The sequence below is a fragment of the Peribacillus folii genome (genome assembly GCF_030271255.1).
GTDB lineage: Bacteria > Bacillota > Bacilli > Bacillales > DSM-1321 > Peribacillus.
Genome location: NZ_JASJOM010000006.1, coordinates 171,730 through 192,456 on the forward strand (window position 1 = coordinate 171,730; position 20,727 = coordinate 192,456).

A 20,727-nucleotide genomic window follows, 5' to 3' on the forward strand; every position below is an offset into this window, starting at 1 on the left:
GGTCTTCACTCTCTTTTTTCATGATATTATTCCTATCATATTTCACGGATGATCCAATCATTCTCTTTTTTCAATATCGGCCTGGATAGCTGGATTATTTGCTTTTCCGTGAAATTCCCCATTACATGTCGATGGCAGGTAAAAAATAAGATTTGCCGCGTTCGCGAAATTCCCTTCAATAATTCAAGCATCCGTGATGTCCTTTTGGCATCAAAGTTAACAAAACCATCATCGATGATGAGGGGAAAAGGATCATTGGAAAAAGTATGATCTGCAAGGGCAAGCCTTAGGGAAACATAAATTTGTTCCGCTGTCCCTCGGCTGACCTCTTCCACCCCGAACCTCAAACCGTCACTGCGCTGGACTGAAATGCCTTCTCCTGAATGATCAAGGATGATATTCGAATAGCATCCTTCCGTTAAAAAGGCGAAGTGTCGCTCCGCATCAGCAATGACCTTCGGCAGGCGCTCCCTTTTATATCGTTCCAAGGTTTTATGCATTAAGCGTTTTGCTATTGCCAATTTTGCCCACTCTTTCGCTTCTTCGTTGAATGCCGCTTTTTCTTCATAAAACCGATGAAGTAATTCGTCATAAACACCGGATGCTTCAAGATGTTTTATCTGATGCTGCGTGTCAGTGAGTTTTTCCAATAATGCTGATTTCACCTTTGCAGCATCTTTTCGTTTCCGCACTATCTCTTCAAATGCATCTGAGCTGATCCGTTGCTTTACGTACGCTTCAATTCGTTCTGGAACCATCCTGGATTGCTCAATTTGGGTGGAAATCAACTCAAGTTGATTTTGCAAGGAGGCTTTCTTTTCTGACAAGACAGCGTGATACCTGAACTCTTCCTCATCTTTGACCTTCGCTAAGTTAAAAAGCTGTTCCATTTCGGTTTCAAGATAGTCTTTCTCAATCGTCAGCTGCTCAATTTCATTCTGCAAAGATACTCGTTCCTGTAACCATTGCGTTTGCTGGACGGAGAACTCCACCGCTTTGTTACATTCCCGTTTTAACAAGCCAAGCGCTTCACGCCAAGTGGCTGGCTCAAAATCAAGGCTGTTAGCAAAATGAAATAAACTCTTCGCCTTGCCATTAAACTCTTCATCTAAAAATAGATGCCGCTTGATCGTTTCATATTTCCTTACGACGGCCTCCTTCCAATTTTCAAGCCCTTCAAAGACAGACTCCAAATTTACTTCCATGCCAGTAAAGGACATGCCCCACACGCTTAGGATGCTTTCCATTTCTTTAGCCAATTTGTCCCTTCCGGCTTCCCAAGCCGTATACGCTTGAATGGTCGATTCAAATTCCCTCTCACGTTCTTCGTATTTGAACCTTTCCGTTTCCAGCTGCCTTTGGAGACGGTCGTCCAATTCTAACAATTGCCCCATCGACTCTCCAGCGCCATCCGGAATGGCTTCTCTGCTAAGATCTTCCCTTTTTCGTTTTAAGTCATCCAATTGCCGGATATGCCCTGATAAAGTATCTTCTCCTTTGAAAAAAAACCTGGAAATCGCAAATAGGGCGGCAACGAGCAAAAGTATGATCGAAAGCTGCCACTGTTCATTGAAAAAACAACTGATTGCACCTAAACATAGCAGCGCCACTATACTGCCATTGATGATTAATGAACGTTTATGATGGTGCGCCTTCTTCTCCTCCTGTAGAGACGATTGTTTCTCAAGTTCAAATATTTGCTCATCAAGAATGAGTTTTTTGACTTTTGTAAATGCACCGTTATGTTGCTTATTGTATAAAGACTCCAGTTTGCTGCGTTTTTCCAGAGGCATTAATTGGGATTCCAGTTCCTTCAAGCGGGCTTCTACCGTCTCCAAGCTGATCTTTTGCAGCTGATATTTCTCATCAAGCTGTTTTTTATAATTGTGGAGTTGATGCTTATCCCTCTCCGTCCGCTTTACCTTTTCCTTCATATATGTACCGATATCGAGTTTGCTGATTTCATCATCAGGGGCATCGAGGAATAGGTCCTTCTTAACCGTTTCGATATACTTTTCTTCCATGAACCTATCATGTTCCGCCCTACGTATGTCAATCTCGAGCTTCTCCAATAAAGTTCCTTGGTCGGCTGCATGTTCGACCTGCTCTTTGTGCTCCCTGATGAACGGGTGAATTTCGATTTCAACAAGATTTTCTTCAAGTTTTTTAAGCTTCCCTGCCAATGCGGCTAATTGGGCCTTCATCGGCGTTCCGACTGCTTGCAGCTGTTCAAGCCTTTTTAATCCATCAACAGGAAAATTTATATCTTTGATTTTGCTAAGCTCATATTCTATTTTCGCCTGCTCCTCGATCAAGGGCTTAATTCTAAGGTAATTACCTACATTCACAAGATTTTCTTCCATTTCTTCGATAGCTGCCGTAATTTCTGCAAGCCTCTTCTTAAGTTCCGTCTCTTCCTGCAAAAATGCCGTATAGGATTGCTGCTCCTGCTCTGATGCCTTCAACTTTTTCTGCAGTTCCTTAAGCTCTTTCATTCTTACATTCAAAAGCGGTTTCTGGCCAGATGGCTTGAATAGCCGATCAAGCTCTCTTTGCAATCTCGTTTCAGCTTCAAGAAGTTTATCGTTCCCGACCAATCCAGCAGACAGTAAATATTTACTTACGGTCCCTTCACTTAGTGTATGTAAGGCTTGAAGTCCTTGCAGGTCGAAAGAAAAAATGGCTTGGTAATAGTTTTTATCAACACCATGAAGAATTTCATTCAGCTCCTCCTCACCCGCGACCCGACCATCTTCGAAGGTGATCGATACATCTCCGGTCGCTTTTCCCTTCACTCGTTCAATAATGATTTCCCCATGTTTTTTTGTTACAAGTGTGAGCCTTCCCCCATATTTGGCATGCAACTTAGGCTCATAGCGCGGTTCGTTTTGCACTCTTGTCGGAAAACCAAATAAAACACTATGCATGAAAGACATGATGGTCGACTTGCCTGATTCATTTTCACCAAAAAACACCTGCAGCTGACCCAGTTCCGGAAAACGCTGGTTTTCTAGTTTGCCATAACCATAAACATGGAGGTCCTTAATCATCACCGCTTTTCCTCCTCCCACAACTATTTGTTTGCTTCAAACACATTCAAAAGCCAGCTTTCGGCTTCATTCAAAAGTGCTTTCTGCTCTTTCGGTTCCATCGAATCGAGAAATCTTCTTGCAATCGGGTGATGATAAAGAGGGGCAAGGGCAGCCTCCATATCCTCGAATTCGGAAGCAAGCTGTGATATCTCGGCCATAAATGGAGACGTCTCGCTTGATCTGATCATATGCATGTCCTCGATGAGCTTGATTTTATACACCCAGACAAACGATTCACCATGCACCTCATCCTGTAAAATCCGGGTCAAATCCTCCAGATATTCCGTAATCTCCGTTGCATATCCCCCGGCATCCAGCTGTATTTCCAACAGATGGTTCCTTCCATCAAGCCATTTTTGTTCGATGAGTGCCTTGCATCGCTTGAAGATCGCATCGAATTCCCCGCCTGCCGTTACTTTGATTGTTTCACGATCCCATATCACCTCAGAGGTTCCTATGAAAGTATGCCGCCTCGTGTCTCCATTGAGTTCGATCAGCAAACATCCTTTTTCTCCCGTTTCCTTCCGGCTCCTGCCTTGGATATTACCTGGATAGATCACAAGCGGGTCCTCTGAAACGATCTGATGCTTATGAATATGACCCAAAGCCCAATAATCGAAATCCCTATCAGCCAGTTCCTTTAGGGAAAAAGGGGCATAGGGGCTATGATCCGCATTGCCTTCCAAATTCCCATGCAGCAGCCCGATATGATAATCCGCCCCTTCTGTCTTCACATACGTTTCAATCATTCTCTCCTTTACATGACGGCGAGGGTAACTGAATCCATAGAGACTGACGCTTGTCCCATCCGCTCTTTCGAATAATTTCATTTCCGTTTGCCCTGAGAATACGTGGACATTATCCGGGGGCGCGACAGTAATCCATGTTCCGCTAAGATGATCATGATTTCCATGAATGATATAGGCAGGTATCTGATTTTGCCGCAGTTTTTCCATTTCGGTCCGAAAGCGAACCTGCGTGCGAAGGCTCCGATTCTCGCCATCAAACAAATCTCCAGAAATCACGATAAAGTCAACTTGATGGAAAATGGCTTCATTAATGATTTTTTGAAAAGCCTTGAATGGACTTTCCCTTAATTGCTTTACTATCGTCGGCGGCAAATCCTTCAATCCTGAATAGGGGCTATCCAAATGAAGATCCGCCGCATGAATGAATTTCACACTGCTCATTGCCTCACCTCGGTATAAGTTTCATTTATTTCACTTTAACATAACCAGAACATACTTTCCCGCCAAATGTCAGAATTGTCAAGCCGATTGATTAAACAGTATCGCCACTTTCCAAACAAAAAAGACCAAACGGCTGGTACATTTTCGCTTGCACCGCGTTCGGCCTTCTACTATTATTGGAAAATATCCATACTTAAATATCGTTCACCATTATCAGGTGCAATGCACAGGACACGTTTACCCGGACCAAGCCGGCGCGCTTCCTTAAGGGCTGCCCAGACAGATGCGCCGCCTGATGGCCCGATCAGAATCCCTTCCTTCGCCGCCATATCCTTCATTGTCGAAATCGCATCCTCATCGGCCGCTTGGACAATTTCATCAAACACATCCGTGTTTAAGATGCTTGGCACAAAACCGGGACTTGTTCCGACCAATTTATGCGGTCCAGGCTTTCCGCCTGAAAGGACCGGCGAACCTTTAGGCTCAACTACCACGACCCTTAAATGCGGCAGCTCACCTTTTAATGCTTCACCCGTTCCTGTAATCGTCCCCCCTGTGCCGGCAGTCGCCACAAACACATCAAGCTTTCGATCCGTCTGCTCAAGAATCTCGATAGCAGTCGTCACTCTATGTATATCAGGATTGGCTTCATTTTCGAACTGCTGGGGAATAAAGCTATTCGGAATCTCTGCAGCTAGCTCTTGAGCCTTGCGAATCGCACCTGGCATCCGTTCCGCAGCCGGGGTGAGGACAACTTCCGAACCATACGCCTTTAGAATATTGATTCTTTCCTTTGACATATTATCCGGCATGACCATGATAGCCCTGTAGCCTTTTGCCGCTGCATTCATCGCCAAGCCGATCCCTGTATTGCCTGATGTCGGCTCGATGATCGTCGAACCCGATTGGATGACTCCATCCAGTTCAGCTTGCTTAATCAAATTAAATGCTGCCCTGTCTTTCACACTTCGGCTCGGATTGAAATATTCAAGTTTTACAAATACTTCCGCATCATCCCTCCCTGTAAGATGATTAATTCTCACAACTGGTGTATCTCCTATCAATTCCGTTATATTATTCACGATTTTCACCGTCATTCCACCTAACTCCCTTCGAACCTTACTTATACTCCAACTACTTTTGTTGCAATCTTCTTGTAATCCATTATATCATTTATGATTTTTATTTTAATATAGGAATTCACCTCGGAAAAATCAGCTTTACTTTGTTCACTTCATGACTCAAGAAATCAGCAGTTAAAGTTTGTTCGATATAATTTTATTCATCATTTTTCATGAAATCTCTGCTATTCCTCAATATCCCAGTCTTTCATATATTTCTTTGAGATAACAATAGTCAAAATTGACTGATAATGATAAAATTTGCTTAACCGTTCATATCTTTTAGCATATAGACAAATTCGTAAGGGAGTTTTTTGAACATGAGCAAAATATATAAACTAACCGTATTTGAGCCTTCAGGGGAAAAACTATTGGATGAATCGTTTACAGCGGAAAATGATCAACAAGCAAAAGAATTGGGTCAAAAGCTTTTGATCGAAAAAAACTACCAAGACCAAACACACCGTTGCATATCACCAGACGGGGCACTCTTGCTTTTTCACCGCTGATAATCATGAAAGCGCGCTCATAATTCAAGAGGCCGTCACAATAGAGTGACGGCCTCTTCTGATTCATGCTTTCATTTACCCGTGAAATTCGGTTTTCTTTTCTCGACAAATGCTTTTATTCCTTCTTGATGATCGGCCGTTTGACGCATTTTCATTTGAGCCGCTTTTTCTATCTCAAGCATCTTAATCAATAAAGGCCGATTTTTTTCACCAAGGATTTTTTTCGTTTTGATCATGGCAGAGATCGGGCTTTGAAGCCAAGCTTGGACTTTTCTCTCCACAGCTTGTTCCAAAGTACCGTCCGCCACTTCATGGATGAGACCTTTTTCTTTAGCCTCGAGCGCTGTAAGCACTTTCCCCTCCCAGATCAATTCTTTTGCTCCCACTTCGCCAAGACGCCGCTCAAGGAAGAAGTGTCCGCCGCCGTCCGGAATCAGTCCGATACCGATAAAGTTCATCGCAATCTTGCTATTCGAGTCGGCAATAAGGTGATCCGTTGCAAGAGCTATACTCAAACCAAGACCCGCTGCAGCTCCATGAATGGCACTAATCGTCAATTTAGGCATGAAATATAAAGTGGTCACCAGATCACTGATGCCGTCCATCAAATCGTCGAAAGCGTTTTCTTTTTCGGGAGAGAGCATCATTTTGATATCCCCGCCCGCGGAAAAGGCCTTGCCATTTCCTTTTAATATGACGACATCCACTTCTTCATTATCACTTACTTCTTTAAGCGCTGCTATTAAATCATGCAGCATTTCTGGATTTAAAGCATTCATCGCCTCTGGGCGGTTCATGGCAACGGTAGCTGTCCGGTCCGAATAAGTGACCAATACAGTGCCTGCAGCTGATGTCGATTCAATATTCAATATTTTCTTCCTCCTTCTCATTCCATGCATCAATTATATATTCCCGAGAATTAAACGATTAGGGCGAAAAGTTATACTTAACGAAACGATCCTACTTTTTGATGTATTTATCCTGAAGCTGATCTCGGAGGGCCCTTTTCAAAAACTTTCCAACCCCCGTTTTCGGAATATCCTCCAAAAATACCACCTCATCAGGCAGCCACCATTTTGCAAACTGCGGCTTTAAGAATTCAATGATGTTTTCCTCGGACACTTGCCCCTTATATGCATCTTTCAAGACAACGCAGGCAACCGGGCGCTCCTGCCATTTTTCGTGTGGAACTGCAATGACTGCCGCCTCAAAAATCCCTTCATGGGCCATTAATGCATTCTCCAGATCCACCGAGGAAATCCACTCACCGCCGCTCTTGATTAAATCCTTGGTGCGGTCGACGATTTTCACGAATCCTTCTCCATCTATCGTGACGACATCGCCAGTATATAGCCATCCGTCCTTGAACGTATCCTTTGTACGTTCATCTTGATAATACTCATCGGCGATCCAAGGTCCCCTTATCAGCAATTCGCCCATTTCTTTTCCATCAGGTGTTACTTCACCGTCCGGACCGACCACTTTTATCTCAATCATGGGCGCAACGAGGCCCTGCTTTGCCTTCAATTCATACAGCTTTTCTTCAGGAAGTCCTTCCTGGTAGCTTTTTGGTTTGGAAATAAAGACGAGCGGGCTTGTTTCCGTCATCCCATAGGCATGCAGAAAAGGGATTCCGTGCTTTTGTTCAAATGCCTTGATCATGCTTTTTGGGGCAGCAGAGCCTCCGCATAACACAGCGCGTATGCTGCTCGTATCATGGTTTGTTTCCTCAAGCTCCTTCAACAGGCCAAGCCAGATCGTCGGTACCCCAGCCGCAATGGTGACCTTCTCCGCTTCTATCAATTCAGCCAATATTTTCGGTGTAAAATACGGTCCAGGCAAAACCATCTTCGTCCCGAACCAAACGCTGGCAAAAGGCATCCCCCAAGCATTGACATGAAACATCGGTACGACGGGAAGGGCGACATCTCTTTCGCTGATAGCGGTGGAATCGGCAAGTCCCAGTGCAATCGCATGCAGCAATATGCCGCGATGTGAATACACCACACCTTTTGGGTTCCCTGTCGTGGCGGAAGTGTAACATATGCCTGCAGGAGCATTTTCATCTAAATTCTGGGCGAATGGCTGTTTTGGATTCCCTTCGGCCAATAATGTTTCATAATGGTAGAGTGGGGTCAAGGATGTTTCGGGAAGCTCGGCATTATCGGTCATGACGATGTAGCCCTCCACCGCCGGCAACTCATCTTTAATCGCCTCCAATAAAGGAATTACATCCGGATCGATCAACAATAACCGATCTTTTGCACTATTGACGATATAAGAAACATGTTGAGGGGAAAGACGCATATTAATGGTATGCAGCACAGCACCAGAGCACGGAATGGCAAAATAAGCCTCCAGGTGCCTATGATGATTCCAGGCAAGCGTCCCGACACGGTCACCCGCTTGGATTCCTAATTTATCCAATACACTTGCGAGCCTTCTTGTTCGCTCTGCAATCTCGGCATATGTAAAAGTATGGATACCACCATCCGTACGCGAAACTACCTCTTTCCTCGAAAAATATTTTTCAGCCCTTTCGATGATTTGAGTCATGATTAATGGAGTATCCATCATTACTATCTCCCCCTTATAATGAAAACGTCTTCATTTTATATATTCGACCATAATAAAAATAATCCTTTTTCCCTAGAGTTGTTTTTCCGTCGAAATTTACATGAATTTCAGGAAATCGACAGGGAAGAACTTTTTGAAACATGTTTTTTTCATGTTTCTTTCCAGAAAAAAGAGGTAATAGTAAAGATACAATCATTTTTAGAGGGAGCTCACTGATGGTAAATAGGATAAACGAAGAATTAGAGGCATATTGTGCGAGTGAATATTCGAAGCTATCACGGGTGATCGTCTGTGAACCGCGTCATATGGCGATTCGTGACATCATTAATGAAACGCAAAAGGAGTTCAAGGATGAAAACATCAATCAAGCACGCGCCTTGGAGCAGCATGCCAATTTCACAAACGCACTTGAACGGGAAGGGATCGAGGTCATAAAACTGCCTCCAGAACTTACATATCCAGAACAAGTCTTTACAAGAGATATCGGATTCACTCTTGGCAACACAGTTTACGTAGCGGAAATGGCTACGAATATCAGGCAAGGCGAAGAACTTATCTTGAAATCCTGGCTTGAAACGAATCATATTCCGTTTGTTAACCTTCACAAAAATCATATTGAAGGCGGCGATGTCATCATTGATGGCAGGATGATCTATATTGGGATCAGCGACCGGACGGACGAAACAGCCATCCAGCACCTCCAGGCCTTATTACCGGAATATGATATTGTGGCGATTCCCTTCATTGAAAAGTTCCTTCACCTAGACTGCGTTTTCAATGTGATTTCACCGACAGAGGCGCTTATTTTCCCCGAAGCCCATGCAAAAAAAGAGTTGGATTTATTAGCATCACGCTATGACATAATTGAAGTGACCAAAGAAGAACAATTCACATTGGGAACCAACGTACTTTCCATCGGAAATAAAAAATTGTTCAGCCTGCCTTGTAACGAACAAGTCAATCGTCAGCTACGTCAACGCGGATACGAAATCATCGAAGTCGATATAAGTGAAATCATCAAGTCAGGAGGCTCTTTCCGCTGCTGTACCATGCCTCTATTGCGGACAATGCAAAAAATGACAGGACTTGCCTAGCCAGAAAAAGCAGCATGGCCGGACATCCCGATGAGGGAGTCCGGTTTTCCTTTTTGTGGTTCAATCATTCATTTAGCAGCCTTAATATGGTTTTTGAATCGTTAGGATTCAATTGAACATGTTTTTTATGCTGATCCCGCGTCAATTCGACTACATGCGTTTCATCATCGACCCAAACATAAAAAACGGGTATATCACCGTCTTTTTTGTCATCATTGAAATAAAAGATGAAATCCGCCTTAGGCTGTTCTTTTGTCCAGATGAATTCATGCCAAGCCGCATTCCTTAATATTTCCTTAGCTTCTTCCGTATCTTTCATGTCTATTTTTTGCTTATAAGCTATGAATTGGTAGGTTTTATGTTCATATTTCTGGATTGAAATATGCTCTTCCTTTGCTGTGCAGCCCGCCGCAAGCGCTATTGGCAGCAAGCTAAGTGCTAGTAGGAATGGTTTTCTTTTCATATAAGTCATCTCCCCATAAGAATGGATTAATTATCCATCTCATTTCCCATTATACTCGTCCCCTCATAAAAGCCAATAGGGCGAGGAGCGGAAAAGGCTCGCGCTTCAGGCTTGAGATTTACCAAGGTCTGCAATTCTATCAAGGTTTTCAGGAGGAAAAAATTGATACGATGGAAATAACCTTGTTATACTTCTATAAGTTACCTAGAAAATAGATTGAAAGGGGAATGTAAAATGAATTATGTAAAAAACCAACTGACAATGATGCGCAAAAGTCTTTTGAAAGAAATCGAGGGAGTCGCTCCAGAGCTTCTGGATGTACAGCCTGAAGGCTTTAATAATACCATCCACTGGCATCTTGGACACGTTCTTACCGCAGCGGAAAAGTTCCTATTGGATGATAGCAGCACTTTGCCCGCCAATTACAGCCAGCTATTCGGATATGGCTCAAAACCTGCCGCCTGGACCGGGGAGGTACCTTCAGTCGATACACTGACACAACAATTACAAGAACAACTTGGCCGCCTGCTTGAAATTCCCGAAGAACGCATGACAGAAAAAGCAGCACAACCTTTCATGGGAATGGAAACCATAGGAGAATTCATTAATTTCGTAGTCCAGCACGAAGTTAATCACATTGGCCAAATTCACGCAATGAAACGCATCATTCAATCAACCCATCAATAATTCTACAGCTGCTGTCACTCCTTTTCTTTATATGGATGACAGCTTTTTTTATTTTTCTCGTGAATTTAGGGCTTTTTCCCGCGAGTTTGGGCTTTCATTCATGAGGTAGGCATTTGCGATGACATTCAAAAGCAGCCCCGGCCATGGAAGCGGGGGCTGCTTTTGGTTGAGTCATTACGTCAACTGATCCTGGTTCTCGATAAAGTCATTATATGCTTGTTCCGCTGCTGCTTCTGAAGTGAATAAAGCATCATCGTCCTCTATCGTATGGAATGTATCATTTAGGAATAAAGCGACGGCATTCGGATCCTTTGGATGGGGAACGATTTCCGCAGCCCTTATATTGGAGACAGTAGGAACATGGGGATTATTATAAATCACAAATACTTCGTCTCCTACTTGTACCTCTTTCGCATTGATAACTCCCATTGAATTCTTCCTTTCCTTAGCTGATTTTCTATAGTTTATGGAAAGTTGCGGGGAATTATTTATGAAATGATGATAAGTCCCAAAAACGTGAGGCTCCTTCAATGATGAAGGGGCCTCACGTTTCATTTAAGCATATTCATTTTTTGCAAAAATTCAATGGGATGCTGCTTGCGGAAAAACTCCTTCAGCATATAGGACACACCGTCTTGGTCATTGGAGCGGGTGACCCATTTGGCCACTTTCTTCACTTCCGCATCCGCGTTTCCCATGGCAACTCCCAGCCCGGAACCGGCAATCATCTCCATATCATCCAAACCATCTCCGATCGAGACGATTTCCGTCCTTTTCACCTCTAAATGGTCAGCTAAATAAAGCAAGCCACTCCATTTCGAAACACCCTTCGGAACAATTGTCATTTTATGGCCTGGATGTAAAACTGCATCCACCTCAGGAAACATTTCCTTAATCAATTTCAGCATATCACTTCGATCACTTTGTTCTGAAAATATAATATCCATTTTCGTTGGGGCCATGGGCTTATCAATCAGTTCTTCACTGATATCATCCACATAATTTTGAGCGTAGATGTTTTGATCATTTAAGTACATGACTGTTTTGCCAAGCAGATTCTCCGGTAGGTTGACGCGATTGCCAAGCGAATATTTTTCATGAATGAGCAAAATCTGGCACACGGTTTTTTCAAGCATTTGCACAAGCTCTGCGGCCAGTTCTTCTGAGATTCTTTTTACCATCATGGGCTTCTCGATGGAAGCTCCCACAAAAGCTCCTTGCTGGGCAACGATCATCGGATTTATTTTTAAGGCTTTGGCCACTTTTTTGGCTGAGTGATAGTTTCTAGACGTCACAAGTGCAACATGGACACCTTTTTGATGCACATAGTCGATTGCTTCTTTACTCGATTTATTTAAACGTCCGTTAGACTGGAGCAATGTCCCGTCGATATTGACCGCAAGTAGACGATATACCATGCTGATCTCCCCCATCTGTAATATCCTCTTTAAAATTTATGACTAAAATTTAGAGAGTAGAACAAATAGTGGTTCCTATAAAAAAAACTCCCAACCCCATATAGAGTTGGAAGTTACCTCAGCTTATTGCTGTTGCTCAGGCAAGCCGTATAAATCTTCAAGCGGCTTCATGATGATTTTATTGAGGTCGGCGATGACCATGCTCATACGTTGCTCAGCCTCCATCAATTGAGAGATGGTTGGGTTTTGTTGGACTAGCTGAACCGTCTTTTGTGCTTGCTCCACTTCTTCAGGAGCGATCTCCTGGCCCATCATTTGTTTTTGCTGCAATGACATTTGCAGATTACGGAAGTTTTCGAACATTCCTTTTGTTGCTTCGTCAGAGTTGACAAGATCATATAATCGTTTCAAGTCAGCATATTCATTACTTGCCCTAATCGCCTTTTCCATTTCATACGCTGCATCATATACGTTACTCATGTGTATTTCCCCTCCCGGTATCATTGTATTCCTACACCTTTTCCACTATAACAAATCCGCTTGCCAATTACACGTCTTCCTTCCCAAACGGTTTGATAATCGTCATTGAACAGTCTCACCTTCTCGTATCCCCCAGGAATTTTTTCTGCGTGAACCGTTCTTTACTTCTGCCTGGACGGAAATTTTCATAGTCTGTAAAGAACGCTAATCATAACCTGGATAGCTCGAATCTTCAATGACTAGCGGACATCAACTGACTGTGACATATGATTTTTTAGCAGTATGAAACGATGGGATCATGACACCTTCTACTTACAAAAACATAGTATGTGTTATCCACTTTTGCCCATCATTTAATTGAAAAAGGATCACAAACTTAGTGCAAACGGGGAATTGATATGAACATTAACCATCAGAAGGTTTTCATTACGGTAAACCCTGCAGGGACGAGGAAGAAGGCGCTCCTGTTTATCGAAGAAAAGCTATTTGGCGAATGGGGCCTTCAATTCGGAGAGCCCGTTACGATTATGGCTGGAAGCCGATCCGTTCCAGTCCTTGTGCAGCCATTCCCTTCATCCGGGCCTACATTGAAGCTTTCGTTTGATATGAACCAATTTTTATCACTGCCTGCTTTTTCGGATCCTATTTCCGTTTCTTTTCATTCGGAAAGGAAAGCGATTCAAATCGGCCCTTTCTTTGCTGCACTGACGAATCAAACTCCGCTGCAAGACGGAACATTCGGGGAGATGGAAAAATTCTATCAGGAAATGACTTCTTATTGTAATCAGCAAGGAATTCCCTTCTATTTAGTGAAGCTGCAGTCCCTTCAAGAAGGGATGACCGAAGGCTTGGTGGCAGGGAAAGATGGCTGGCAGACCTTAGCTCTCCCCATTCCTGATGTTCTATATAACAGGATACATTCGCGAAAGCTTGAAGCATCACCATCATTCGAGCTGTTCAAGACAGAACTAGCGGCAAAGTCAATACCGATGTTCAACGGACGGTTCCTTTCCAAATATGATGTGCATCAGCTTTTGAACCTGGAAAAAGAACTTCTGCCAAGTTTGCCGGATACCATACTTTTTGGCGAAAAGGAAACATTCCAGATCTTCATAGAAAAATATACAATCATTTATTTTAAACCCGCTTCAGGCAGTCAAGGCAAAAATATATGCAGGCTTACGCAAGTATCTGGTAAATGGAAGATCGAGACATCCGGAAAAAAGCAGGAACTTCTATTTGCCGACTCAGATGAGCAGCTCTTCCATACATTAAAAAAACTTTCCAGAAAGCAAACCTTCATCCTGCAACAAGGAATTTCCTTATACGAAACCGACCAAAGAAAGGTCGACTTCCGCATTCTTCTTCACCAAAACGAACAGCTAAACTGGAAGGTTTCATCAATGGTTGCCAGAATTGGGGAACAAGGCGCCATCGTATCCAATCTCGCACAAGGCGGGTTGATGAAGAATGGCTCGGATTTCCTTAAGGAGACATTTAATTATCCTGATGCCGGGCGTTTGTATCAAAAACTGATCCGGCTTGCTAAAAACACGGCAAGGGCAATGGATGAACAACATGAAGAAGTTTTCGGGGAACTGGGAATCGATTTAGCACTTGATATCGATACAAATCCATGGATCATCGAGGTGAATTCCAAACCGTCGAAAAAATTCCAAGGCAATTATGAAACCTTTCGCCCATCAGTTAAATCCATCATAGATTACATGCTGACCCTTAACCGCGAAAAACATCGATGAAAGGAGTTGCAAGCACGTGTTAATCGGATTAATGGCAACATCGGATTCACATGAAAACCAGTACTTCACCGAAATAGCCAAAACGGCAAAATCCTACAATATGAATGTTTGTAAATTCACGCCGGAAAATATTGATAGTGACCTGAAGAAAGTGCGGGGCGAACGGTTTGATGCTGATAAGGAAATGTGGATTGCTGCATCTTTTAATATACCTGATTATATATATGATCGCTGTTTCCACGGGCTATCTCGGCAACCATCGGAAATACGGACAAAAATCAACTGGTTAAAGGATCACTCCACCTTCCTGGGGCTCGGACTTCCTGGTAAGTGGGAAGTTTATCAAACGCTTAAAAAGCACCCCCTTCTTCAAGCTTTTTTTCCAGAAACCGTCCAAGTATCGGCATCTGAAGAAATAATCGGCCATTTGGAATGCCTGGATAAAATCATCATCAAGCCTGAATTCGGTGCAGGCGGTACGGGCATTTACCTCCTTTCCAAAAACGATGACGGGACATTGGTATCCACAACAAAAAAAGGAACCAAATATGACCGCCAATTCACCTCAACATCACAGCTGAACAAATGGCTGCAGCAATTATTGAAACGATATAAATACCTTTGCCAACCATATTTGGAACTTTGCAATCAAGAAAATGAACCATTCGATTTACGCATCCTGCTGCAAAAAAACGAGAAGAACCAATGGGTGGAACGAGGCCGCGGCATTCGCACCGGTCAAAAGGATGGAATCACTTCTAATTTGGCAACTGGCGGTGAAGCCCTGACTTTGGATACCTTCATCAAAAAGAATCCGGAAACCATTTCGATAGCCGTCGAACAAAAGATCCAGCATATACTCCGAACCCTGCCTGCCGAAACCGAAGCCATGTTTGAAAGGCTATTCGAATTGGGCATCGATTTAGGCATCGATAAAAAGGGACAGTTATGGATACTGGACATTAACTCAAAACCTGGAAGGAAAATCATCCAGGCACTGCAGCCAGAGACCATGAAGCATATTCTTGGGGCACCGTTTGAATATAGTCAATATTTAGCCAACCATCTACAGAAGGCAGGTGAATGAGTGTGAGAAAGACATACCCTGTCGAAATCGCCGCCACTCCCGGCAACGTTCTCTTCTACCCTTCAGAGCTTGGAGATCTGAATGACATCGAATTGATTTACTTCGGACAGCATTCATGTCCGGCCAACGTGAAATCAAACCCTGCCATCAACCAATCGATCGTCCTATCGGAGAGTCTCGCGGAATCGCTAAAATTCGAACTGACCGATATCCCCCTCCATTTATTCATATACGGCAGGACCATTCATATCGGCCCTTTAGTTGGCATTTTTTCTTCAGGCTTCACCGGCTTGTCGAACAAACCTTTAGGAGAAAGATCACAATTCTTCTCGAAGCTTCTCTCCCTTAGCCGAACAACAGGCTGCATCCCCTTCATTTTCGGAGAGAATGTCATCAATTGGGATGAAGAGACCATCAAGGGTTATGTGTTCGAAAACGAAAATTGGCACATTCAGGAATTCCCGTTTCCTAACGTCATTTATGACCGGCTTCCCAATCGGATGACCGAAAATCGCGACGGCCCCAAAGAAGTGAAGCAGAAATTCCAGAAAGACTATACGATTCCATGGTTCAACCCGGGTTTTTTCAATAAATGGGACGTTAACGAAAGGTTATGTGCAGATGAGCGAGCACTGCCATTCCTTCCTGAAACATATCCATTTCAATCCATCTCCGTTGTAGAGACGCTTCTTTCCCATTACCGTCAAGTTTATATAAAGCCCATTCATGGCAGCCTAGGCCTCGGCATACACCAAATCCTTTATGATAAGCATGAGAATGTTTACTATTGCCGATATACGAATGAAGCAAGGGAGAAAAAATTACTAAAATTCCCCACACTGGAATCGATCGTTAAACACCTATTTCATGACCGGCCGCTCGACAATCTCATTGTCCAGCAGGGCATCTCGCTCATTCGATCCGAAAAGCGGCCCGTTGATTTCCGCGTGCATACAAACAAGGACAGCAATGGAGTATGGCAAGTAACAGCGATAGCCGCCAAAATCGCCGGAGCAGGAAGTGTCACGACCCATATTAAGGGCGGAGGGGTCATCAAAACGCTTGCCGAGCTGTTTGGGGATGACGATGAGGCAAAAGAAGTGGAACGCAAGCTCTCTGAAGCCGCACTCATATTAAGCGAAAGCATCGAAAACCATCTGGATGGCATCATTGCAGAAATCGGTTTCGATTTTGGCTTGGATAAAAAAGGGCAAGTTTGGATGTTTGAAGCGAATTCCAAGCCAGGACGCTCCATCTTCTCCCATCCGAAACTTAAGGAATTCGAATTATTAACCAGAAAGCTCAGTCTCGATTATGCGATCTATTTGACTGAACAGACGATAACAAACTCCATTAGTGTGCAGCGATGAATATTTTTTATGATAGCGTCTCGGAAACTTGGTTTCATGATCAAAAGGATGCAGTACTTTTTGCAGGAGCTGACGATGAAAAGATAACCTATAAAAAAGAGATACCAGATCAAAGTCTCTACCCGGTCACTGAATTTCCGGGCAGCCGGGTGCTGGTTGTCGCAATACTGACTTCGCTCAATCCCAAGAAGGAAACGGGCTTGGGCGGCAACCTGACCCTTTTTCAGGATTTATCGAGTTATCTTTCCCAACATGGAATTCTATCCTATGCCATCACGGGAAGGGCCCTTGCTTCCGGTTCAATGAAAGGGTATGTATTTTCAACCGATGCAAACAAGTGGATTGAGTATAAGATGCCGCTTCCTGACATTGTCTATAATCGTGTACCCTCCAGGGGCTATGAGGCTTCGGCAGAATTTCATTCGCTCATGAACCACTTCAATGAACGCAATGTGAACATATTCAATCCGAGCTTCCTAGATAAATATGTGATGTACGAATCATTGAAGGAAGCTGGTTCCCTCATCAGGCATCTGCCGGAAACGGCGATCCTGCATACCCGCGAATGCCTGGAGTCATTCCTTGACACGCATCGGCACATCTATTTAAAACCTTGCAAAGGGAGCCAGGGAAAAGGCATCTACACCATTTGCAAAAATCCTGATGGCACGCTTTTGGTAAGCAGCCTGAAAAACAGCGAGACTTTCGACAATTTCACTTCTTTCTGGGAAACAAAAAAAAAGGTTCTGACAAAAAGGAATTACTTGGCTCAGCGCGCGATCGTACCAAAAAAACTTCTTGGTCACCGTTACGATTACAGGATTCTCGTTCATTATGAAAAAGGATTTTATAAAGTGACGGGCAAAGCTGTAAGGATGTCACAAACACAGGAAATCACGACACATACTCCGCGAGGCGGTAAGCTTTATCCTTATCAGAACCTGCAATCAAGACGGCTGAATCTAGCGTTGGCGAAAATCGCCCAAAAATGCGGAGAAATCCTTTCAAAGAAAGTAGGCTTTCTCGGCGAATTTTCCATTGATATCGGTGAAGATGAATCAGGCTCGCTATTCATTTACGAAGTGAATTCCAAGCCCATGCAATTCGACGAAGAAGATATCGAAGCTAATCGGCTTTTACAGTTAAAAGATCTTTTCATTGAATTAACTTTTTCGAACAGGATGATAAAATAACACCTCCTGCTGCCGTTTTCCATTATAATGTAATGTGAGACAGCATATATGGAGGTAATACATATGATCAGTCATTTTCAATGGGCACCGCTGCATAAGAACCTGCCAGGATGGAAGATTTCCTTTTACTTCAACAGACAGTCCATCCAAGCCATCTATCATAAAGATGGAACCATTGAGTGGACAGCCAACCCGCCTGCAACGGAAGATGAACCGAAACTCAAAGCCATGATACATGATCTGATGGTCTATCATGTTTATGAATAAAGCCTCTCGTCCACTTTCTTCTTTGAAGGTCTCAAAAGAATAAAAATCCCTCTATTGCTTATACTAATGAAAAGGCTAGGAGGGATTAATTTTGGACAAAGAAAAAATGACTTTTTTAAAGGATAGTGAGTATGATGGACGGGATTCCGCCTTCCTTGACATCGATCGCTATATCAATGAAGGATTGGCAGGCGGAAATGTGTATGAAGCCGCAGACCTTCGGAACATTGAAGAAGCACATGATTTCTATGACGAGACCGATCCTAACATCAACAAATAGACGATCTAATGGCTAGGGCTCTCTTATTTAGAGAGCTCTTTTTGGAACAGAACTTCCCCTGTTTCCCCGAACATTTCTTGGATCACTTTTTCATAGGCAATTTGCAGGTTGTTCGAAAACGCTTCTTTTTCGGCTGAACTTACTGCTTGCTTGTTAATATCTTTTGTAAGTTTCACCAGATTTTCATTTAAAGAAACCGTATTTGCCCCCGAGAAATTGTACATAACCTGGGTTTTAAGATTATCCGTGAAATATTTAACCGTTCCAAACATTTGGATTCCTCCTTAAAAAATAAAAAACAACTTACCAGAAGGAAGTTGTTAGAATGCTCACGAAGGCATAACAAAAATAAACATGTTTATTCATTTTTTTGAAAAATGATTGCATGCATTTGCCAATATTCGCACTTAACATCCCCTATCCTCGTAGGCATCTGATGATGTGCTAAAAACAGGCAGGTATCCTGGCTCATGATCATCGCTTTTCGAGCCTTCCCATCTCCCATTCAGGAAACAGTGGCATATTTCGAATCGCTCACATATACAGTTGCGGGACAGCCCCGGATTCTAACCGGATTCCCTTTTAAGCGGATAAGTCGTTGGTTTCCATATCCACACCCATTCCTAGACGTATTCAGTTTTCCATTTTAAATGTATCAAATTAATTGTTGAATTACAATCCGCACCTGCGAAGGGTTTCCGCCATTCCCTCCACGAACTCCATACTGTTGAATTTCTCCAAAGAGCATGTACAAAAGAATGTTTGTATATCGTTTATTTCTTTTCAACAGAGCTTGCTTCGCTTGAATCCTCTCATAGACACGCCGGCTCATAATTCCAAAAAAATCCAACTATAACGAACCTTCACACAATGAAAAATGTAGGGCTAAACCATCTTTCATCCAAAACATGGCTTAAGCTGATTGACCGAACTGGTTTTTATGTGCTGCTTCCCTTCAAAACATCTTCATTCAAAATCGATGTAATGATATGCTCCGAATCCCATTCATGCTCCGATATCTCGATAAGGGGATACCGATGGGGTAAAATGAGATGCTGAATTTCTTGTACCGTTCGTCCTTGTTCATGCAAATGTAAAATTTCCCCACGGAGGTTTTCCAAATAATCGAGTTTTTTTCGGAACATTTCCTTTCCATTCGGAACATGCCCGGCATGGCAGCAAAACATCTCCCCAAAATCGTATTGAAGCAAATTTTTTATGGAATCAATGATAACGGGAACGGATTCTTCCCGCAGAACGAGTTTTGTTTTTGGTGTGACGAAAAGATCCCCTGAAAAAAGCATACCCGTACTAAGATTCAAATAGACCATATGATCTTCCGCATGACCAGGGGTGTAAATAGGTTCCCAAGTTTGGCTGCGGGAATGAACGGTCTTTCCAAGCGGCTCAGCTTTGAAGGCATCCCTTCTTCCCCAGAACATTTTACGATAAGCGGGATATTCCGCATCCTTCGCACAAGCCTCAACCGACATCGGATGAATGAATATAGGGACCTTTTTATTTTCCTGAATCCAGGCCGCTCCTCCCGTATGGTCCTCATGATAATGCGTAAGGGCCACTGAATCGAAGTCAGCGGACTGATAAAACGGAATGAGTCCGTCCAGTAATATCTGTGCGCCTGTATCAATCAAGAGACCGTCCGTTAAAAAAACATAAACGCTCATCCCCGACCTGACGCTCCCCGGAGTTCCATGCACACAAACTACATCATTTACCTTCTTAACCTCTATCATGAAGCTGCACACCCTTCATCGTATAAGATAGTCACAATCCTCATTTTTTCTATTTATTGAAATAAATGTATTCCTATCCCTCCCATTTTACAAGGGATAAGCAAAACACGCAAAAAAATTATTCCAAAATTACAGAATTCATTGACAATGGAATGATTAACAAATAGTATAGAATATATTAAAAAACTTGAAATATTCCAAAATAATAATTCACTTATCAAGAGCGACGGAGGGATCAGGCCCTGTGATGTCCGGCAACCGCCCCGATCGGGAACGGTGCCACTTCCTGCAGAATGATTGCATTCTGAAAGATAAGACGAGATATAATTTCGCTGCCTCTTTCTGAATGATGGAGACAGTTTTTTTATGTTTAAGGAGGTTGGGT

At 43.2% G+C, this 20,727-nt stretch carries 20 protein-coding genes and 2 riboswitches; of the genes, 9 read left to right on the forward strand and 11 right to left on the reverse strand.

The features are described 5' to 3' along the window. Positions 1-35 precede the first annotated feature (35 nt). From QNI08_RS11975 to cysK, 3 genes are all read right to left on the reverse strand, one after another. A complete protein-coding gene (locus tag QNI08_RS11975) occupies positions 36-3,050 on the reverse strand; it encodes an ATP-binding protein (protein ID WP_285767823.1) in 3,015 nt (1,004 codons plus the stop codon). Positions 3,051-3,073: 23 nt separating this feature from the next. Continuing rightward, positions 3,074-4,282, reverse strand: coding sequence for a metallophosphoesterase family protein (locus QNI08_RS11980; protein WP_285767655.1), 1,209 nt, complete (start codon positions 4,280-4,282; stop codon positions 3,074-3,076). 173 nt (positions 4,283-4,455) lie between these two features. After that, a complete protein-coding gene (gene cysK / locus QNI08_RS11985; RefSeq protein ID WP_285767656.1) occupies positions 4,456-5,379 on the reverse strand; it encodes a cysteine synthase A in 924 nt (307 codons plus the stop codon). 344 nt (positions 5,380-5,723) lie between these two features. On the opposite strand from cysK, the gene QNI08_RS11990 reads away from it, so the two are divergent. After that, a complete protein-coding gene (locus QNI08_RS11990; protein ID WP_285767657.1) occupies positions 5,724-5,912 on the forward strand; it encodes a YhzD family protein in 189 nt (62 codons plus the stop codon). A 71-nt stretch (positions 5,913-5,983) separates the two neighbouring features. On the opposite strand, the gene QNI08_RS11995 is transcribed toward QNI08_RS11990, so the two are convergent. Both QNI08_RS11995 and QNI08_RS12000 read right to left on the reverse strand, forming a co-directional pair. Continuing rightward, positions 5,984-6,775 (reverse strand): enoyl-CoA hydratase, encoded by a 792-nt coding sequence (locus QNI08_RS11995; RefSeq protein ID WP_285767824.1) that lies wholly within the window; start codon positions 6,773-6,775, stop codon positions 5,984-5,986. 97 nt (positions 6,776-6,872) lie between these two features. Then, positions 6,873-8,489, reverse strand: coding sequence for a long-chain fatty acid--CoA ligase (locus tag QNI08_RS12000; RefSeq protein WP_285767658.1), 1,617 nt, complete (start codon positions 8,487-8,489; stop codon positions 6,873-6,875). Between the two features lie 215 nt (positions 8,490-8,704). Here QNI08_RS12000 and QNI08_RS12005 point away from each other — a divergent pair, with 215 nt between their 5' ends. Beyond that, complete coding sequence (locus QNI08_RS12005) at positions 8,705-9,583, forward strand: dimethylarginine dimethylaminohydrolase family protein (RefSeq protein WP_285767659.1); 879 nt, start codon at positions 8,705-8,707, stop codon at positions 9,581-9,583. Positions 9,584-9,647: 64 nt separating this feature from the next. Here the strand turns inward: QNI08_RS12005 and QNI08_RS12010 are convergent, their stop codons facing one another. After that, positions 9,648-10,046: a hypothetical protein gene (locus QNI08_RS12010; protein ID WP_285767660.1), complete on the reverse strand. Its 399-nt coding sequence runs from the start codon at positions 10,044-10,046 to the stop codon at positions 9,648-9,650. Positions 10,047-10,280: 234 nt separating this feature from the next. On the opposite strand from QNI08_RS12010, the gene QNI08_RS12015 reads away from it, so the two are divergent. Further along, positions 10,281-10,733 (forward strand): DinB family protein, encoded by a 453-nt coding sequence (locus QNI08_RS12015; RefSeq protein WP_285767661.1) that lies wholly within the window; start codon positions 10,281-10,283, stop codon positions 10,731-10,733. 174 nt (positions 10,734-10,907) lie between these two features. On the opposite strand, the gene QNI08_RS12020 is transcribed toward QNI08_RS12015, so the two are convergent. The 3 genes from QNI08_RS12020 to QNI08_RS12030 all read right to left on the reverse strand — a co-directional run bounded on the left by QNI08_RS12020 (position 10,908) and on the right by QNI08_RS12030 (position 12,631). Next, positions 10,908-11,162: a transcriptional regulator SplA domain-containing protein gene (locus QNI08_RS12020; RefSeq protein WP_285767662.1), complete on the reverse strand. Its 255-nt coding sequence runs from the start codon at positions 11,160-11,162 to the stop codon at positions 10,908-10,910. A gap of 122 nt (positions 11,163-11,284) precedes the next feature. Next, positions 11,285-12,151 (reverse strand): Cof-type HAD-IIB family hydrolase, encoded by an 867-nt coding sequence (locus QNI08_RS12025; RefSeq protein WP_285767663.1) that lies wholly within the window; start codon positions 12,149-12,151, stop codon positions 11,285-11,287. 123 nt (positions 12,152-12,274) lie between these two features. Beyond that, a complete protein-coding gene (locus tag QNI08_RS12030; RefSeq protein WP_285767664.1) occupies positions 12,275-12,631 on the reverse strand; it encodes a YlbF/YmcA family competence regulator in 357 nt (118 codons plus the stop codon). A gap of 398 nt (positions 12,632-13,029) precedes the next feature. Between QNI08_RS12030 and QNI08_RS12035 the strand changes: the two genes are divergently transcribed. From QNI08_RS12035 to QNI08_RS12060, 6 genes are all read left to right on the forward strand, one after another. Further along, positions 13,030-14,391 carry a YheC/YheD family endospore coat-associated protein gene (locus tag QNI08_RS12035; RefSeq protein WP_285767665.1) on the forward strand — a complete coding sequence of 454 codons (1,362 nt, stop codon included), beginning with the start codon at positions 13,030-13,032 and terminating at the stop codon, positions 14,389-14,391. Positions 14,392-14,407: 16 nt separating this feature from the next. Then, positions 14,408-15,478 (forward strand): YheC/YheD family endospore coat-associated protein, encoded by a 1,071-nt coding sequence (locus QNI08_RS12040; protein ID WP_285767666.1) that lies wholly within the window; start codon positions 14,408-14,410, stop codon positions 15,476-15,478. Beyond that, positions 15,475-16,848 (forward strand): YheC/YheD family endospore coat-associated protein, encoded by a 1,374-nt coding sequence (locus QNI08_RS12045; protein WP_285767667.1) that lies wholly within the window; start codon positions 15,475-15,477, stop codon positions 16,846-16,848. Before QNI08_RS12040 ends, QNI08_RS12045 begins: the two co-directional genes overlap by 4 nt. Beyond that, positions 16,845-18,041 (forward strand): YheC/YheD family endospore coat-associated protein, encoded by a 1,197-nt coding sequence (locus QNI08_RS12050; protein ID WP_285767668.1) that lies wholly within the window; start codon positions 16,845-16,847, stop codon positions 18,039-18,041. Before QNI08_RS12045 ends, QNI08_RS12050 begins: the two co-directional genes overlap by 4 nt. A 63-nt stretch (positions 18,042-18,104) precedes the next feature. After that, complete coding sequence (locus QNI08_RS12055; RefSeq protein WP_285767669.1) at positions 18,105-18,308, forward strand: YheE family protein; 204 nt, start codon at positions 18,105-18,107, stop codon at positions 18,306-18,308. Positions 18,309-18,399: 91 nt separating this feature from the next. Then, positions 18,400-18,588, forward strand: a complete 189-nt coding sequence (locus QNI08_RS12060) for a hypothetical protein (protein WP_061143120.1) — start codon at positions 18,400-18,402, stop codon at positions 18,586-18,588. A 23-nt stretch (positions 18,589-18,611) separates the two neighbouring features. Here QNI08_RS12060 and QNI08_RS12065 read toward each other — a convergent pair whose 3' ends face one another. Both QNI08_RS12065 and QNI08_RS12070 read right to left on the reverse strand, forming a co-directional pair. Then, positions 18,612-18,860 (reverse strand): hypothetical protein, encoded by a 249-nt coding sequence (locus QNI08_RS12065; RefSeq protein ID WP_285767670.1) that lies wholly within the window; start codon positions 18,858-18,860, stop codon positions 18,612-18,614. 164 nt (positions 18,861-19,024) lie between these two features. Continuing rightward, positions 19,025-19,224: riboswitch (cobalamin riboswitch) on the reverse strand. Positions 19,225-19,526: 302 nt separating this feature from the next. Next, on the reverse strand, positions 19,527-20,342 hold the full coding sequence (locus QNI08_RS12070; RefSeq protein ID WP_285767671.1) for an MBL fold metallo-hydrolase: 816 nt from the start codon (positions 20,340-20,342) through the stop codon (positions 19,527-19,529). 211 nt (positions 20,343-20,553) lie between these two features. Further along, positions 20,554-20,660, forward strand: a riboswitch (SAM riboswitch). The last annotated feature ends 67 nt before the right edge of the window (positions 20,661-20,727 follow it).

Coding starts and splice junctions, on each gene's coding strand:
- QNI08_RS11975 (WP_285767823.1), bottom strand. CDS start 3,050: ATGATTAAGGACCTCCATGTTTATGGTTATGGCAAACTAGAAAACCAG.
- QNI08_RS11980 (WP_285767655.1), bottom strand. CDS start 4,282: ATGAGCAGTGTGAAATTCATTCATGCGGCGGATCTTCATTTGGATAGC.
- cysK (WP_285767656.1), bottom strand. CDS start 5,379: ATGACGGTGAAAATCGTGAATAATATAACGGAATTGATAGGAGATACA.
- QNI08_RS11990 (WP_285767657.1), top strand. CDS start 5,724: ATGAGCAAAATATATAAACTAACCGTATTTGAGCCTTCAGGGGAAAAA.
- QNI08_RS12000 (WP_285767658.1), bottom strand. CDS start 8,489: ATGATGGATACTCCATTAATCATGACTCAAATCATCGAAAGGGCTGAA.
- QNI08_RS12005 (WP_285767659.1), top strand. CDS start 8,705: ATGGTAAATAGGATAAACGAAGAATTAGAGGCATATTGTGCGAGTGAA.
- QNI08_RS12010 (WP_285767660.1), bottom strand. CDS start 10,046: ATGAAAAGAAAACCATTCCTACTAGCACTTAGCTTGCTGCCAATAGCG.
- QNI08_RS12015 (WP_285767661.1), top strand. CDS start 10,281: ATGAATTATGTAAAAAACCAACTGACAATGATGCGCAAAAGTCTTTTG.
- QNI08_RS12020 (WP_285767662.1), bottom strand. CDS start 11,162: ATGGGAGTTATCAATGCGAAAGAGGTACAAGTAGGAGACGAAGTATTT.
- QNI08_RS12025 (WP_285767663.1), bottom strand. CDS start 12,151: ATGGTATATCGTCTACTTGCGGTCAATATCGACGGGACATTGCTCCAG.
- QNI08_RS12030 (WP_285767664.1), bottom strand. CDS start 12,631: ATGAGTAACGTATATGATGCAGCGTATGAAATGGAAAAGGCGATTAGG.
- QNI08_RS12035 (WP_285767665.1), top strand. CDS start 13,030: ATGAACATTAACCATCAGAAGGTTTTCATTACGGTAAACCCTGCAGGG.
- QNI08_RS12045 (WP_285767667.1), top strand. CDS start 15,475: ATGAGTGTGAGAAAGACATACCCTGTCGAAATCGCCGCCACTCCCGGC.
- QNI08_RS12050 (WP_285767668.1), top strand. CDS start 16,845: ATGAATATTTTTTATGATAGCGTCTCGGAAACTTGGTTTCATGATCAA.
- QNI08_RS12055 (WP_285767669.1), top strand. CDS start 18,105: ATGATCAGTCATTTTCAATGGGCACCGCTGCATAAGAACCTGCCAGGA.
- QNI08_RS12065 (WP_285767670.1), bottom strand. CDS start 18,860: ATGTTTGGAACGGTTAAATATTTCACGGATAATCTTAAAACCCAGGTT.
- QNI08_RS12070 (WP_285767671.1), bottom strand. CDS start 20,342: ATGATAGAGGTTAAGAAGGTAAATGATGTAGTTTGTGTGCATGGAACT.